This is a genomic window from Paraburkholderia phymatum (assembly GCF_040965635.1).
GTDB lineage: Bacteria > Pseudomonadota > Gammaproteobacteria > Burkholderiales > Burkholderiaceae > Paraburkholderia > Paraburkholderia phymatum_B.
Window position 1 is genome coordinate 41567 of sequence record NZ_JBFRCH010000003.1, and the last position, 15652, is coordinate 57218.

General features: G+C 63.1%; 14 protein-coding genes and 1 riboswitch. Of the genes, 12 read left to right on the forward strand and 2 right to left on the reverse strand.

The window, feature by feature from the left end:
- The first annotated feature begins 469 nt into the window (after nt 1–469).
- From AB4Y32_RS06805 to AB4Y32_RS06835, 7 genes are all read left to right on the forward strand, one after another.
- A complete protein-coding gene (locus tag AB4Y32_RS06805; protein WP_368720598.1) occupies nt 470–2254 on the forward strand; it encodes an IlvD/Edd family dehydratase in 1785 nt (594 codons plus the stop codon).
- 91 nt (nt 2255–2345) lie between these two features.
- On the forward strand, nt 2346–3554 hold the full coding sequence (locus AB4Y32_RS06810) for a fumarylacetoacetate hydrolase family protein (RefSeq protein WP_368720599.1): 1209 nt from the start codon (nt 2346–2348) through the stop codon (nt 3552–3554).
- 21 nt (nt 3555–3575) lie between these two features.
- Nucleotides 3576–5018, forward strand: coding sequence for an aldehyde dehydrogenase family protein (locus tag AB4Y32_RS06815; protein WP_368720600.1), 1443 nt, complete (start codon nt 3576–3578; stop codon nt 5016–5018).
- 340 nt (nt 5019–5358) lie between these two features.
- Entirely contained in the window at nt 5359–6219 is an 861-nt protein-coding gene (locus tag AB4Y32_RS06820) for a MurR/RpiR family transcriptional regulator (RefSeq protein WP_368720601.1), read from the forward strand.
- 148 nt (nt 6220–6367) lie between these two features.
- Nucleotides 6368–7462 carry a C45 family autoproteolytic acyltransferase/hydolase gene (locus tag AB4Y32_RS06825; protein ID WP_368720602.1) on the forward strand — a complete coding sequence of 365 codons (1095 nt, stop codon included), beginning with the start codon at nt 6368–6370 and terminating at the stop codon, nt 7460–7462.
- The gene (locus tag AB4Y32_RS06830) at nt 7459–8796 is read left to right on the forward strand and encodes an aspartate aminotransferase family protein (protein WP_368720603.1); all 1338 of its coding nucleotides are present in this window, start codon (nt 7459–7461) and stop codon (nt 8794–8796) included. The genes AB4Y32_RS06825 and AB4Y32_RS06830 overlap by 4 nt, the downstream gene beginning before the upstream one ends.
- A 32-nt stretch (nt 8797–8828) precedes the next feature.
- Entirely contained in the window at nt 8829–9383 is a 555-nt protein-coding gene (locus AB4Y32_RS06835; protein ID WP_368720604.1) for a carboxymuconolactone decarboxylase family protein, read from the forward strand.
- A gap of 142 nt (nt 9384–9525) precedes the next feature.
- Here AB4Y32_RS06835 and AB4Y32_RS06840 read toward each other — a convergent pair whose 3' ends face one another.
- Nucleotides 9526–9819 (reverse strand): DUF4148 domain-containing protein, encoded by a 294-nt coding sequence (locus tag AB4Y32_RS06840; RefSeq protein WP_368720605.1) that lies wholly within the window; start codon nt 9817–9819, stop codon nt 9526–9528.
- 348 nt (nt 9820–10167) lie between these two features.
- Here AB4Y32_RS06840 and AB4Y32_RS06845 point away from each other — a divergent pair, with 348 nt between their 5' ends.
- From AB4Y32_RS06845 to AB4Y32_RS06865, 5 genes are all read left to right on the forward strand, one after another.
- A complete protein-coding gene (locus AB4Y32_RS06845) occupies nt 10168–10593 on the forward strand; it encodes an OsmC family protein (protein WP_368720606.1) in 426 nt (141 codons plus the stop codon).
- Between the two features lie 142 nt (nt 10594–10735).
- Nucleotides 10736–11581: an isocitrate lyase/phosphoenolpyruvate mutase family protein gene (locus AB4Y32_RS06850; protein ID WP_368720607.1), complete on the forward strand. Its 846-nt coding sequence runs from the start codon at nt 10736–10738 to the stop codon at nt 11579–11581.
- Between the two features lie 89 nt (nt 11582–11670).
- A complete protein-coding gene (locus tag AB4Y32_RS06855; protein WP_368720608.1) occupies nt 11671–12315 on the forward strand; it encodes a TetR/AcrR family transcriptional regulator in 645 nt (214 codons plus the stop codon).
- A gap of 46 nt (nt 12316–12361) precedes the next feature.
- Nucleotides 12362–13843: an MFS transporter gene (locus AB4Y32_RS06860; RefSeq protein WP_368720609.1), complete on the forward strand. Its 1482-nt coding sequence runs from the start codon at nt 12362–12364 to the stop codon at nt 13841–13843.
- Between the two features lie 586 nt (nt 13844–14429).
- On the forward strand, nt 14430–14708 hold the full coding sequence (locus AB4Y32_RS06865; protein ID WP_368720610.1) for a YodC family protein: 279 nt from the start codon (nt 14430–14432) through the stop codon (nt 14706–14708).
- A 137-nt stretch (nt 14709–14845) separates the two neighbouring features.
- Here the strand turns inward: AB4Y32_RS06865 and AB4Y32_RS06870 are convergent, their stop codons facing one another.
- The gene (locus AB4Y32_RS06870) at nt 14846–15478 is read right to left on the reverse strand and encodes a LysE family translocator (protein ID WP_368720611.1); all 633 of its coding nucleotides are present in this window, start codon (nt 15476–15478) and stop codon (nt 14846–14848) included.
- 53 nt (nt 15479–15531) lie between these two features.
- A riboswitch (ZMP/ZTP riboswitch) is annotated at nt 15532–15627 on the reverse strand.
- Nucleotides 15628–15652: the final 25 nt, after the last annotated feature.

Below are 15652 nucleotides of genomic sequence, written 5' to 3' on the forward strand. Positions count from 1 at the left end.
CGCGGTCACGTTCGAAGGGAAAGACCGTTCACCGTACTTCGTCGTGGTTTGCCGGCGCATCCAATAGCGCCTCGAATAGTTACCGGTAACATCGCGATGCATTATTGCCGATGCGCGAATATGTTATCGGTAACGAAGTTAGCATGAGGAGGCATCGCAGGGCAAGCCAGGGAAATCTACCTGGATGGTGGTGACGTCGGCGCGGGTTGCGACTGTGATGGCCGTTGCAAGCGGCATCGGACGTCCATTTCTCATGAAAACGCGCAAGCTGGGCAAGGTGTGCAGACCCGGCGCAGCGTGATAACATCGAAAATATGTTACCGATAACAGAGGCAGCGATAACAGCTTGCTGAATCTGACGAGACAAGGAGACAGCCACAGGCAGCCGACGGGCGCCGACGCTGTCCGTATCACAGGCGATAGTGACGCGCACATCGCCAGCACATCGAACAACGGAGTACACAACGCAATGACCCAGCCCAACACACGGCGCCTGCGCAGCCAGGAATGGTTCGATGACCCCGCGCATGCCGACATGACCGCGCTTTATGTCGAGCGTTTCATGAACTATGGCCTCACGCGCGAGGAATTGCAGTCGGGCCGTCCCATCATCGGAATTGCGCAGACGGGCAGCGACCTCGCGCCCTGCAACCGGCACCACATCGAACTCGCCGCGCGGACCAAGGCGGGCATTCGCGACGCGGGCGGCATTCCGATGGAATTCCCCGTGCATCCGCTCGCCGAACAGAGCCGCCGGCCCACGGCCGCGCTCGATCGCAATCTTGCGTATCTGGGTCTCGTCGAAATCCTGCATGGGTTCCCGCTCGACGGCGTCGTGCTGACGACGGGTTGCGACAAGACAACGCCGGCATGTCTGATGGCTGCCGCGACCGTCGACATGCCCGCGATCGTATTGTCGGGCGGCCCGATGCTCGACGGCTGGCATCAGGGCAAGCGCGTCGGCTCGGGCACGGTGATCTGGCATGCGCGCAATCTGCTTGCCGCGGGTGAGATCGATTACGAAGGCTTCATGGAGCTCACGACGGCATCGTCGCCTTCCATCGGCCACTGCAATACGATGGGCACGGCGTTGTCGATGAACAGTCTCGCGGAAGCACTCGGCATGTCGCTGCCCGGCTGCGCGAGCATTCCTGCCGCCTATCGTGAGCGAGGTCAGATGGCGTATGCGACGGGCAAGCGCATCGTCGATCTCGTGCGCGAAGACGTGCGGCCGTCGCAAGTCATGACGAAAGAAGCGTTCGAGAACGCGATCGTCGTCGCGTCGGCGCTGGGTGCGTCCACCAACTGTCCGCCGCACCTGATTGCAATCGCGCGCCACATGGGCGTCGAACTGAGCCTCGTCGACTGGCAGCGCGTCGGCGAGCAGGTGCCGCTCATCGTCAACTGCATGCCCGCCGGCGAATATCTGGGCGAGAGCTTCCATCGAGCGGGCGGCGTGCCTGCCGTGCTGCGCGAACTCGACCGCGCGGGGCTCGTGCGTCGCGATTGCCTGACGGTGTCGGGCCGCACCATCGGCGTGATCGCCGACAGCACGCCCGAGCCGGACCGCGACGTCATCAAGACCACGGACGAGCCGCTCAAGCATGGAGCGGGATTCATGGTGCTGTCGGGCAACTTCTTCGATAGCGCGATCATGAAGATGTCGGTGGTCGGCGATGCGTTCAGGCAAACCTATTTGAACGAGCCTGGCGCGGAGAACATGTTCGAGGCACGCGCGATTGTGTTCGATGGTCCCGAAGACTATCACGCGCGCATCGACGACCCGTCGCTGAAGATCGACCAGCATTGCATCCTCGTGATTCGCGGTGCGGGCACGGTCGGCTATCCGGGCAGTGCGGAGGTCGTCAACATGGCGCCGCCCGCCGAACTGCTGCGCAAGGGCATCACGTCGCTGCCGACGATGGGCGACGGCCGGCAGAGCGGGACGTCTGCGAGCCCGTCGATTCTCAACATGTCGCCTGAGGCGGCCGTGGGCGGCGGGCTTGCGCTTCTGCAAACGGGCGACCGCATTCGCGTCGATCTGAATGCGCGCAGCGTAAACGTGCTGGTCGACGAAGAAGAGCTTGCGCGGCGCCGCGAGAGCGCGAGCTTCGAGATTCCGCAGGCGCAGACTCCATGGCAGGCGTTGTACCGGCAGACTGTGGGGCAACTGTCCACGGGCGGTTGTCTCGAGCCCGCGACGCTCTATCTGAAGGTCATCGCCGAGCGCGGCAACCCGCGACACTCGCATTGAACGCGATCGGGGCCGGCCCGATGCGTTCACGTTCATGCCAGCCCTTTTCGAATCAGCGGCCCATAAAACCGAACTGGAGACGTTTCGCACCATGACCTCATCATCCCCATCAGCGTATCTTCCCGACGACATTCAGCAGGCACTGCTCGTCGGCCGCGTATGGCGTAAAGCGGGTGCGCAAGAAGGACCTTCCGTCGTGCTCGTTCGCAACGGCGAAGTACTCGATATCACGGCGAGCGTTCCGACTACCGCAGACCTGTTCGATCGCGAGGACATCGTTCAATTCGCGAGAACGGTGAAAGGCGAGTCGCCAGGCTCCGTCCACGAGCTGATCGAGACCAGTCTTCTGCCCGGCGATGAAGAGCCCGCACTGCGGTTGCTCGCGCCCAATGACGTTCAGGCGATCAAGGCGTGCGGGGTGACGTTTGCGGTGAGCCTCATCGAGCGCGTCATCGAGGAGCAGGCGGGCGGCGATCCGGCCAAAGCGCAAGAAGTCCGCGAAACCATTGCTGCGACGATCGGCACGGACCTGTCGAACATCAAGCCGGGCTCCGAAGCGGCGATGAAGCTCAAGACGGAACTCGAACGGCGCGGTGCGTGGTCCCAGTACATGGAAGTGGGCATCGGTCCCGATGCTGAAGTGTTTTCGAAGTCGCAGCCGATGTCGGCTGTCGGCTTCGGCGCGGACATCGGATTGCTGCCCGCATCGAACTGGAACAACCCCGAGCCCGAGATCGTCCTCGCAGTCAACAGCCGTGGCGAGATCGTCGGCGCGACGCTCGGCAACGACGTGAATCTGCGCGACATCGAAGGCCGTTCGGCCTTGTTGCTCGGCAAGTGCAAGGATAACAACGCGTCGTGTGCGATCGGTCCGTTCGTGCGTCTGTTCGACGAATCGTTCGATCTCGACTCGGTGCGCAAGGCCAGTGTGTCGCTGCGTGTCGAAGGCATGGATGACGGCTTTCTTCTCGATGGCGTCAGCCATATGAGCGAGATCAGCCGCGATCCCGCCGATCTCGTCGCGCAGACATGCGGACGCCATCATCAGTATCCCGATGGCTTCATGCTGTTTCTCGGCACGATGTTCTCGCCGATCAAGGACCGTGACACGCCCGGCGGCGGCTTTACACATCATCTCGGCGACAAGGTCACGATCTCGACGCCGCAACTCGGCGCGCTGATCAATACCGTGCAGTTGAGCACGGAGATCGCGCCGTGGACCTTCGGCGTACGCGCGCTGTACCGCAACCTGGCCTCGCGCGGATTGCTCCAGGCGATCGCGCGTGCCGACCATCGATAACGCTGAATCAGGAAAGACAATATGAACCAGTTCGACAACTACATCGACGGCAAGTGGGTGCGCGGCGCCACCACGTCTGCCAACATCAATCCCTCCAATCTCGACGACGTCATCGGCGAATTCGCGCAGGCCGACGACGCGCAGACGCGCGACGCGATCGCTGCCGCACGCAGGGCCTTTGCGCGTTGGTCGCTGTCGACGCCTCAGCAACGCTTCGATCTGCTCGACCAGGCCGGCAGCGTCATCCTTGCTCGCAAGGCGGAGCTGGGCCGGCTGCTTGCACGTGAAGAAGGCAAGACGCTGCCCGAAGCAATCGGCGAAGTCGGCCGGGCAGGGCAGATCTTCAAGTTCTTCGCAGGCGAAGCGCTTCGTGTCGGCGGCGAGACGGTGCCTTCCGTGCGGCCGGGAATGACCGTCGAAATGACGCGTGAGCCGCTCGGCGTGATCGGCCTCATTACGCCCTGGAATTTCCCGATTGCCATTCCCGCCTGGAAGATCGCGCCCGCGCTCGCGTACGGCAACACGGTCGTCATCAAACCGGCAGACCTCGTGCCGGCGAGCACGTGGGAACTGGTGAAGATCATCGCCGAAGCGGGCGCGCCCGCAGGCGTCATCAATCTCGTGATGGGCCGCGGCTCGGTGGTCGGCGAAGCGATCGTCAACTCGCCGGACGTCGAGGCCGTCAGCTTCACCGGCTCTGTCGCGACGGGCCGCGCGATCGGCGCGAAGTGCTTTGCAACGGGCAAGAAGTTTCAGTTGGAGATGGGCGGCAAGAATCCGATGGTCGTAGTCGATGACGCCGACCTCAACGTTGCCGTCGAGGCTTGCATCAACGGCGCCTTCTTTTCGACGGGGCAACGGTGCACGGCATCGAGCCGGCTCATCGTCACGGAAGGCATTCACGACCGCTTCGTCGACGCAATGAAGGCGCGCATGAAGACGTTGAAAGTCAGCGACGCGCTGGCTGACGGGACGCATATCGGGCCCGTCGTCGACGACAAGCAGCTCCAGCAGGATGAGCGCTATATCGCGGTAGCACGCGAAGAGGGTGGAGAGGTGTTCGGCGGCGAGCGTGTCGAAGGGTCCACGCGCGGCTATTTTCTCGCTCCCGCACTGGTGACGAATACGACGGCCGCGATGCGCATCAACCGCGAAGAAGTGTTCGGCCCGGTTGCTTCTGTCATCAAGGTCAAGGACTATCACGAGGCACTCGCGGCGGCGAACGACACGGAGTTCGGCTTGTCGGCGGGCATCTGCACGACTTCGCTGAGTCTTGCAAGCCACTTCCGTCGACACGTCCAGGCTGGCATGGTCATGGTGAATACGGCGACAGCCGGCGTCGACTATCACGTGCCGTTTGGCGGACGCAAAGGATCGAGCTACGGTCCTCGCGAGCAGGGCAGCTATGCGCGCGAGTTCTATACGACCGTCAAGACTTCGTACATCAATCCGGGCGCGGTCTGACGCAAGAGCGAGAGACGGCCGGTCCGAAGCCGGTCAAGGGAAGCGCCACCCGGATGCGCTTCCCTTCTTTTGCTACCGGGAAGCAATCCTGGCCGGGAGACTGGCTTCCTTGCCTTGAAGGTCTGACGTGTGCGTCCTGTGCTCTGTCGGTGCGGCGGCGCCGCTTGTGCCTGTAGTTTCCGCTCCGACTGGCTCATTCCTTCGTTCCTTTGCATCCCGACGCCTGCGTCATGTTGTTCCTGAGCGGCGGCATGGTTCATCACTAGAAGTACTCGAATGTTCGGATCGCCCTTATACCGGGTGGTAACATTTGTTGTCATCCCATCGCCCGGTACACCGTATGCCCGACACCTTCGATCAGCTCGCCGCCCTGATTCGCGGACGCTTTCAGGAACTCAGTCCGCAGTTCCAGATGGGGGCGGCGTTTCTGCTCGATCATCCCGATGAGGTTGCCGTTTCTTCGATGCGCAAGGTCGCCGAGCGCGCGCAGGTGCAACCCGCGTCGCTCGTGCGTCTGTCGCAGCAACTGGGCTTTCCGGGCTGGAACGAGTTGCGCGACCTGTTCGTCGCGCGGGTGCGCACGCGTCCCGAGCCGCTGACCACGCGCGCCCGCTCGCTCGTCAAGGGCCACGCGAAAGACGCGCTCGCGCACGATCTGCTCGTCGCGCATCAGCACAATCTCGAAGTGACGGCGGCGCACAATGCGCGCGTCACCGTCGAAGCCGCGAAGCTGTTGCGGCGCGCATCGCACGTGCATGTCGCCGGCTTCCGTTCGTGTTATCCCGTCGCATTCGGCCTTGTCTACGGATACCGCCTCTTTCGCTCGTCGGTGTCGCTGCTGACGGGCGAAGCGGGCACGCTCGAAATGCAGTTGCGCGGCATCGAGCGCGATAGCGCAACTGTCGTCGTGAGCTTCGCGCCGTATTCCGTCGAAGCCGCGCGCGTCGCCGAGGCTGCGCTCGAAAAAGGCGGCAAGCTGATCGCGATCACCGACAGCGCCGTCTCACCCATTGCCCTGAACGCCGACAAGGTGCTGATTTTTTCACACGAAAGCCCGTCGTTTTTTCCATCCCTCGTAGCTGCGACGGCGATCGCGGAATCGCTGGTCGCGCATCTGCTCGCGCTCGAAGGCACGGACGCCGTCCAGCAGCTCGAACTCGCCGAACAGTCGCTGCACGCGAAGGGCGCCTACGTTCCCTGATATACCCTGATCGACGCGACACGGCGCGTTCCGGGGCGCGAAACCGCGTGCGTGCGGTTGCGCACGGGGGCTTACACGCTGATTGACAACATATGTTGTCGTGGCGTATAAATGCGCATCGCGTGTTGATCGTTCTTCGAGGTGTCATGTGTCGAAGCAGGGATGGGAATTGCATCGGATATCCGGCGAGCCGGCTGAAATCGGCCGTCAGCTCGGCGAGCTGGTCCGGCCGGTGTTCGATGCATACATGCAGCAGAGCGCGGCCTGGCGCGGCGTGCGCGCGTGGCGCGGCCATGCGTTCGTGCGGCATCTGCGCGATACGGCGCTCGCGCACTTTCCCGACCAGGTAGCGGAACTCGACGGCATCGCGGCTGGGCTCGGCTGGTCGGCGGAAGACATTTTCCTGTGGAATTGCCGTGGCGAGCTGGTTCACAACACGCTCGACGGGTGCACGACGTTTGCAGCGATTGGCGGCGATGAAACGCTGGTCGCACACAACGAAGACGGCGATCCGTTCCTGCACGGCAAAGGCCTGATCGTCGAGGTCCAGCCGACGGACAAGCCGGGCTTCATCAGCTTTTATTATCCCGGTTCGCTGCCCGGGCACACGTTTGCCGCGAATCGCGCGGGGCTCGTGCAGGCGATCAACAATCTGCGCATCCGTCAGCCGTTGACGGGCGTGCCTCGCATGATTCTGTCGCGCGCAGTGCTCGACGCATCGACGCTCGACGCGGCCGTGCATCTGCTGCAAGACACGCCGCGCGCCAGCGGCTTTCATCACACGCTTGGCGCGGCGGGCGACGCGCGCGTAATGAGCGTCGAGGCAACGGCGATGCGCTGCTCGGTCGTGCCCGTCGTGCGCGCGTCGGCTCACGCGAATCACATGATCCATCCTGGCTGCGATCGGGAGGCGCAGATCGTCACCGATTCGTCGCGCGACCGTCAGGCGCGCGTCGCGGCGCTGCTCGAAGAGCGGGAGCGGAGCGTGGCCATCGACGGCGACGCGCTCGTGCAGATGCTGCACGACAAGGCACCCGTCGGCCTGCCGATCTACCGCGAAGACCCGAACGATCCCGACGACGAAAACACGCTCGCCACGGCGCTGTTCCGCATCCGTAACGACGGTGTCGCGCTGCAGGTGCGCGCGCAACGAGCCGTCGTTTTCGACACCTTTATTGCACGCACTCGCACGCACGGCGGCCTGAGCGCTGCCGTTCTCCCTACCTCCAAGGAAAGCGCATGACTACCGTATTCCACCGCATGCCGAAGCAGACGCTGCCCGTCGCCGTGAAAGGCGAGGGCATCGAGATCATCGATTCGACGGGCAAGCGTTATATCGACGCGTCGGGCGGCGCAGCCGTTTCGTGCCTCGGTCACAGCAATCAGCGCGTGATCGACGCGATCAAGCGCCAGGCGCAGGAACTGCCGTACGCGCACACGTCGTTCTTCACGACGCAACCCGCCGAGGAACTCGCGAGCTATCTCGTCGACCGAGCGCCGCAAGGGCTCGGGCACGTGTATTTCGTGTCGGGCGGCTCGGAGGCGATCGAGGCCGCGCTCAAGCTCGCGCGCCAGTACTTCGTCGAAACGGGCGAGCCGCAGCGCCGCCATATCATCGCGCGGCGTCAGAGCTATCACGGCAACACGCTGGGTGCGCTCGCGATCGGCGGCAACGCGTGGCGCCGCGAGCCGTTCCTGCCGCTCTTGATCGACGCGCATCACGTGAGCCCGTGCTACGCGTATCGCGAGCAGCGCGCTGACGAAACGGAAGAGCAGTTCGCGCAGCGTCTTGCCGACGAACTCGAACAGAAGATTCTCGAACTCGGCTCGCAGACAGTCGCGGCATTCGTCGCCGAAACGGTGGTTGGCGCGACGGCGGGCGCCGTGCCGCCCGTGCGCGAGTACTTCCGCAAGATTCGCGCGGTGTGCGACCGCTATGGCGTGCTGCTGATTCTCGACGAAATCATGTCGGGCATGGGCCGCACGGGCCATTTGTTCGCATGCGAAGAAGATGGCGTGGCGCCCGATCTGCTGACCATTGCGAAGGGGCTCGGCGCGGGCTATCAGCCGATCGGCGCGACGCTCGTGAGCGACAGGATCTACAGCGCGATCACGGGCGGCTCGGGTTTCTTCCAGCACGGCCACACGTATATCGGTCACGCGACGGCCTGCGCCGCCGCGCTCGAAGTGCAGCGCGTGATCGCCGACGAGCATCTGCTCGACAACGTGAAAGCGCGCGGCGAGCAGTTGCGTTCGCTGCTGCGCGAGCACTATGCGCAGCATCCATATGTCGGCGATATTCGCGGCCGGGGTCTGTTCGTCGGCGTCGAGATGGTGAAGGACCGCGCGACGAAAACGCCATTCGATGCGAAACTGAAGCTGCACGCCGCGATCAAACGCGAGGCGTTCCAGCGCGGACTGATGGTGTATCCGATGGGCGGCACTGTCGACGGCAAGATCGGCGATCATGTGCTGCTCGCGCCGCCGTTCATCTGCACGCAGCGCGATATCGAGGAGATCGTCGGCCGCCTGACGGATGCGATCGAAGGCGCGCTTGCCGCGACGGGCGCTGCCTGATTCAAACCGAACCCACTCTCAATGAACTTGCGATGACCAACCGTCTGCCAACTTTCGACGCCAACCAGGCGTCGCCCGAACAGAAAGCCGTGCTCGACGAAATCCTGTCGGGTCCGCGCGGCAATCTGAACGGTCCGTTCCTCGGCTGGATTCATAGCCCGGAACTCGCGCAGCACGCGCAACGCCTCGGCGCGTTCTGCCGCTACAAGACGGGCCTGTCGTTGCGTCTGTCGGAGCTGGCGATTCTCGTCACGGCGTCGCGCTGGCAGGCGCAGGCCGAGTGGTTCATCCACTATCCGATCGCCATCGACGCAGGCGTGCGCGCCGAAGACGCCGAGGCGATCCGGCAAGGCCGCGTGCCGTCATTCGCCGATGCCGACGATGCGCTCATCTATGCGTTCACGACCGAGTTGTACGACACGAAGCGCGTGTCGGACGCGACGTATGCGAAGGCCGTCGAGCGTTTTGGTCACGATGTGACGATCAACCTCGTCGGACTGCTCGGCTATTACGCGCTGGTCGCGATGACGCTCAACGTGTTCGGCATGCGCGCGCAAGGGCAGGACTCGCTGCCGTTCCCCGAATAAGCGCGACGCCTCGATAGCAGCGAACAGCATCGAACGTAGAAAGGCCCCGGCTGACGTTTCAGGTCAGCCGGGGCCTTCGTCCATCTGGCGGCGCATGAACCATCGCGTGCCGCCGCGTCACGACGTTGCGCCTGTATCGCGCTTAGTTGCCGCGGAACGTCGAGAAGATGCGCTGCTCGACGCTAGGACGCGAACCCGATTGCGACGAGCCAGCCGTCACGCCGCCGACTTCCGACGATTGCGACGACGCGCCGAATTGCGGCTGGGCCTTCGGATACGACACGTCGTTCTGGTCGAGCGTGCCGTTTTGCTGCGCGGCGACCAGCTCGGCTTGAACCTGAGCGCGCGTCACGGGGCCATTGGCTTGCTGCGCGAACGAGACGGCGGGAACGATCAGCGCCGATGCGACGACGACTGCGGAAAGAAGCGATTTCATAACGACCTCCGAGAACATTGTTGGTGAGTTCGGCTGGAATGCTGTGTTCCGAACCGTTGAACCCAGTGTATTTCCGCGGAGGTGAGGAAAAAAGCGCCCGTTTGGATAAATATTCTTGCTTCGACTGAGATAATCCGCGCCGCAGCGCTTTCAAGGCGCTCCCGTGCGCTTCACGGCAGCGCCACGGATATCCGCCTATGATGAAGCTTCGGTCGACGCCTAAACCCACGCTTTCGGCGCGGCGCGCGTGACGGGTGCCGAGGCCGCGGGATTCGGGCGAGACCGCCGCGGCAGGCATCGTGGCTGGAAACGCGGCTGGACGAAGCGGGCATGAGATGGGAGAGTCTGATGAAGCGCAAGGCATCAGCAGTCTGGCAGGGCGGTCTGCAGGACGGCAAGGGTTCGATCTCAACCGATAGCGGCGTTCTCAAGGACACACAGTATTCGTTCTCGACGCGCTTCGAAAACGGCATCGGCACGAACCCCGAGGAGTTGATCGCAGCGGCACACGCGGGATGCTTTTCGATGGCGTTGTCGGCGGAACTCGGCAAGGCGAACATCAAACCCGAGCGCATCGCCACCACGGCGACTGTCACGCTCGACAAGGACGGCGGCGGCTTCTCCGTGACGGCTTCGCATCTTGACGTCGTCGTGAAGATTCCGGGCGGCGACAAGGCCGCGTTCGACAAGGCCGCCGCGGATGCCAAGGCGGGTTGCCCGATCTCGAAGGTATTGAACGCGACGATCACGATGGACGCGAAGCTCGAGACCTGAGCGTTCGCGGTGCGCAACGCAGCGCTCTTTCGTGTGAAAGCCGCTGCGCTTTACCTGCTTGCCCGCTTCGCGCGTTCGCGCCAGTCCTGCACGCGCGAAGCGGCTCATCTGCGGTTTCTCTTCAGCCCTCGACGGAGCGGCCATGACATCACAGGCAGACAAGGCGCGCGCATTTCGCGCGCTGCATGAGGCGAGCGATCCGTTCGTCATTCCCAATCCGTGGGACATCGGTTCCGCGCGCCTGCTCGAAGCGCTCGGCTTCAAGGCGCTCGCGACGACGAGCGCGGGTTACGCGTTTTCGCGCGGCGTGCCGGATAACGCGGTAGGTCGCGAGCAGATGATCCGGCATCTCGCCGATCTCGCGCCGGCGACGAATCTGCCCGTCAGCGCGGACCTCGAAAACGGCTTCGGCGACGCGCCGGAAGACGCCGCCGAAACGATCCGCCAGGCGGCAGCGGCGGGCGTCGTGGGTGGCTCGATCGAAGACGCGACAGGGCGTGCCGGCGATCCCATCTACGCATACGACCTCGCTGTGGAACGCGTGCGCGCTGCCGTCGAGGCGGCGCGCGCTCTGCCGTTTCCGTTCATGCTGACGGCGCGCGCGGAAAACTATCTCGTGGGCCGCCCCGATCTCGCGGGCACGATACGTCGCCTGCAAGCGTTTCAGGAAGCGGGCGCCGACGTGCTCTACGCGCCCGGCCTCAAGACGCGCGAGGACATTGCCGCCGTGGTCAGCTCCGTCGACCGGCCCGTCAACGTGCTGATGGGCATGGCGGGCATGCCGTTTTCCGTCGAGGAACTCGCGCAGATGGGCGTGAAGCGGATCAGTGTGGGCGGGGCGCTCGCACGCGCGGCGCTCGGCGCGATGCTGCGCGCGGCGAAGGAAATGCTCCTGCGCGGCACCTTCACATACACAAGCGAGGCGGCGACGATGAAGGAAATTACCGATCTGTTCGCTTCCGTGCGCAAGCCCGATCGAGCCGACTAACAGGACTAACAGGACTAACAAGTCTGAAGCCACGCCTGCCGCGTGGTTTTGCCTTGAATTCTTGAATGCGCAGTCATAAACTGGGCTGCATGAGCGATAACACTACATCCCGGCGCACGTCTGGCGTCACGAGGGACGCGAAGCCCGGCGCCGTCGGTGCGCGCGGCCGTCCACGCGAATTCGACACCGACACGGTGCTCGCCGAGGCGAGCAAGGTGTTCTGGCGCCGCGGCTTTCACGCTACGTCCGTCGACGATCTGTGCAACGCGACGGGCGTGCTGCGCGGCAGCCTGTACGGCGTATTCGGCGACAAGCACGGCATCATGATGGCGGCGCTCGACCATTACGCGGAAAAGGCCATTTGCGGTCTCGTCGAGCGGCTGAACGCGAATGTGCCGCCCGAAGTGGCCGTGCGCAACGCGCTGCTGCACCATGCGCGCATCTCATCGACGCTCACGGGTTGCTTCATCACGAACACCACGCTCGAATTGCAGCCCGAAGACGAGGCGCTGCACGCGAAAATCCGCGCGATCCAGCGGCGCATCGTCACGTTGCTCGCGGCGGCCGTCATCCGCGGGCAGGCGGCAGGCGTATTCAATGGCGACCTCGACGAAAAAGCGGTCGCCGATTTCCTGCTGTGCATGACGCAAGGCTTGCGCGTGCTGGGCAAATGCAAGCGCAAGGAAGACGAGCTGAAAGCCATCGTCGACATTGCGATGCGCGCGCTGACCTGAATTTTTTTACCGAATTTTTGAACAGACAGTCATGAATGAGACCTGCATGAAGAGATCCGGTGTGAGCGAACACGCCGGAGAAGCCGCATCGCATGCCGATGCGCGAGTGCATCAGCGCTTCGAGCGGCAGGGGCTTGCGCTGACGGTGCTCTTCGTCGGCGCGTTTCTCGCGCCGCTCGACTATTTCATCGTCAATCTCGCGTTGCCCGCGATCCACACGGGCCTGAACGCGACCGACGCGCAGTTGCAACTGATCGTCTCCGCGTACGCATCGGCGTATGCGGTGCTGTTGATCACGGGCGGCCGCGTCGGCGATCTGTTCGGCCGGCGGCGCATGTTCATGACGGGCATGGCGGGCTTCGTCGTCGCGTCGGCGCTGTGCGGCTTTGCGCCCAACGGGCATGTGCTCGTGATAGCGCGCATCGTGCAGGGCATGGCCGCGTCCGTGATGGCGCCACAAGTGCTGGCCACCGTGCGCGCCGTCGTGCCGCTTCATCAGCAGACGCGTGTGATGGGCTTCTACGGCTTCGTGTTCGGGCTTGCGTCGATCGTCGGGCAACTCGGCGGCGGCGCGCTGATTACCTATCAGCCGTTCGGCCTCGACTGGCGCGCGATCTTTCTGATCAACATTCCCGTCGGCCTTTTGGCGTTCGCCGGCGCGTGGAAGTTCGTGCCGGAGAATCAGCCCGAAACGCGTGAGAGCGTCGATCTGAAGGGCGTCGCGTTGCTATCGCTGGTGCTGATCCTGCTGATCTATCCGATGACGCATGGCCGCGAGGCCGGCTGGCCGTGGTGGACCTTCGCGATGTTCGCGCTCGCCGTGCCCGCGCTCGCCGCATTCGTCGCAACCGAGCGGCAGGTCGAGCGCGAGGGCGGCAGCCCCCTCGTCGATCTGCAACTGTTCCGCAATCCCGCGTTCTCGACGGGGCTGGTGATCGCGTTCCTGTTCTATTGCAACAGCGCCTTCTTTCTCACATATGGCATCTATCTGCAGACGGGCTTGCACTGGACGCCGCTGCAATCCGGCATCGCGATCATGCCATTCGCGCTCGGCTTCGTCGCCGGGCCGCTGACCTCGCCTGCCGTCGTGAAGCGCATCGGCGCGCATGTGCTGACGCTCGGCTTCGCGATGATGGCCGCCGGTTTTTCGTTGACCGGCTGGGCCGCGACGCACGCGGCGCTCGGCACGCTGTTCTATGGCGGACTCGTGTTCGCGGGCGTCGGCCAGGGGCTCGTGCTGCCGTCGATCATGCGCATCGTGCTCGGCGAAGTCGAACCGGCGAAGGCGGGACTCGCATCGGGTGTCGTTACATCGACGCTTCAGATCGGCTCCGCGTTCGGCACGGCTGCCATCAGTGGCGCGTTCTTCGGCGCGCTGTCCGCGCAGGCGTCGGCGACAGATTACGCGTATGCGTTCCAGCGCAGCCTCGCGATCAACGCGGTGTTGATGGTGGTCTGCATCGTCCTGAGCGTGACGCTCGTGCGGCATCAGCAAGTCGCTCAGCGGCGCGCGATGACGGTCGCTTAAAGGCCGCTGTAAGCCGTTTTAGCGGCGCTTAAAAGCCCGCTTAGGGAAAATCCCGAGTCGCCGGATATTCGCGCATATTTGTATTGGCGCCGAACAAAAGCGCGTTGATATATCAACTGATATCGTTTTCCGCGCTTACAGTCATACCATTTCACTTCATTACATGGCGCATCGCAACTGATTTTCTTGTTCAGCAGTGATGCGATTATTCATTGGTGGCGTCGATTTTCTGCGACGCCAATCTTTTAAATTCACGTTAACGCTGAGAATGTCATGGTTATGACAGGTGGTGGTCGGGCGTATTTACGTATACCCGGCACGATCGGTCTAAACTGCCTGCCGCAGCGTGCTGCGCAACAGCATGAGGCCTTCTGCCGCAGTGGATTCAGGCACTAAACAACAATGAACGAACGTTCGAGATATAAGCCGGCTTATTGCCAGCTGGATGAAAACGCTTCCAAGAAAAAATACTTGCTGCCGAAATATTCGATTGTTAATCTTCGTCCACACTTATTAATTCGTTGGACTGCGGTGCGTTTATGGCAGTGAATTTTCAGCCAGCCTAATGCTTATATCGGGGACATCCATGCTGACTGCTACTTACGACGCATTTGATACGACGCAAACAGTGCAATTCAATGTGGGTGACGTGGTGACGCTCAAAACGGGCGGCTCGCGCATGACGGTGACCTATGTCGGCCAGGTCGCAGGAGAAGCGGAGGAGCGGCTCGTCTGCCAATGGTTCGACGACCAGGGCGAACTGCGTCAGGAAACCTTCTCGCAGGATAACGTGCGGCGCCAGCCGCGCTCGATTCCCGCGGGATCGGTACATTTGCACAAGGTCATCAGCGTCGTGATGCGCTGAGAGCGAAGGCGCGCTCGAGCGGTGCGCCTTTGCATTCGGTTTCTATTGTTTGTGCCGGGCCTTCGCGCCCGGCACATTTCGTTAACGCCCGTTAACGCCATTTGGCCCGTTAACGCCATTTGATCAGCGCCATTCGATTAGCGCCGCGCTTGCGTCGCCATTCTCATGGCGAGGCCGGCGAGCACCGTGCCCATCAGCCAACGCTGAATGACGAGCCATGTCGGCTTGCGCGCGAGAAACCCGGCAATCGATCCCGCCGTAATCGCAACCGTCGAATTCACTGAAATGCTCAACACGATCTGAATAGCGCCGAATATCAGCGACTGTCCGAGCACGCTGCCCTGCTGCGGATCGATGAACTGCGGCAGCAGCGACAGATACAGCACCGCGATCTTCGGGTTCAGCAGATTCGTGACGAAGCCCATCGTGAAGAGCTTGCGTGGGCTGTCGGCGGGCAGTTCGCGCACCTGGAACGGCGAGCGGCCGCCCGGCTTGACGGTCTGCCACGCGAGATACAGCAGATACAGCGCACCGCCGAAACGCAATGCGTCGTACGCGAACGGCACCGCGAGCAGCAACGCCGTGATGCCGAATGCCGCGCAGAACATATAAACCACGAAGCCGAGCGCGACGCCGCCGAGCGAAATGAGACCGGCTGTGCGGCCCTGACTGATCGAGCGCGAGACCAGATAGATCATGTTGGGCCCCGGCGTGAGCGCCATGCCGAGTGCGACGACGGCGAATGCAAGCAGATGCGTGGTTTGAGGCATTGCGTAGGCTCCCGTGTGTGGAAAGAGCAGGAAAGAACGATCGACGGATCGTGACAAGAGGCCCAGGCGCGCGGCAACGCGAGCGTGCTCGCGGTTCGCGTTCCCCGGTGGTGCCCCACCTCGATCTGGCGCCAGTTGCGCGAACGCTTCATTGTTCCGCGCGGGGCAAGCGGA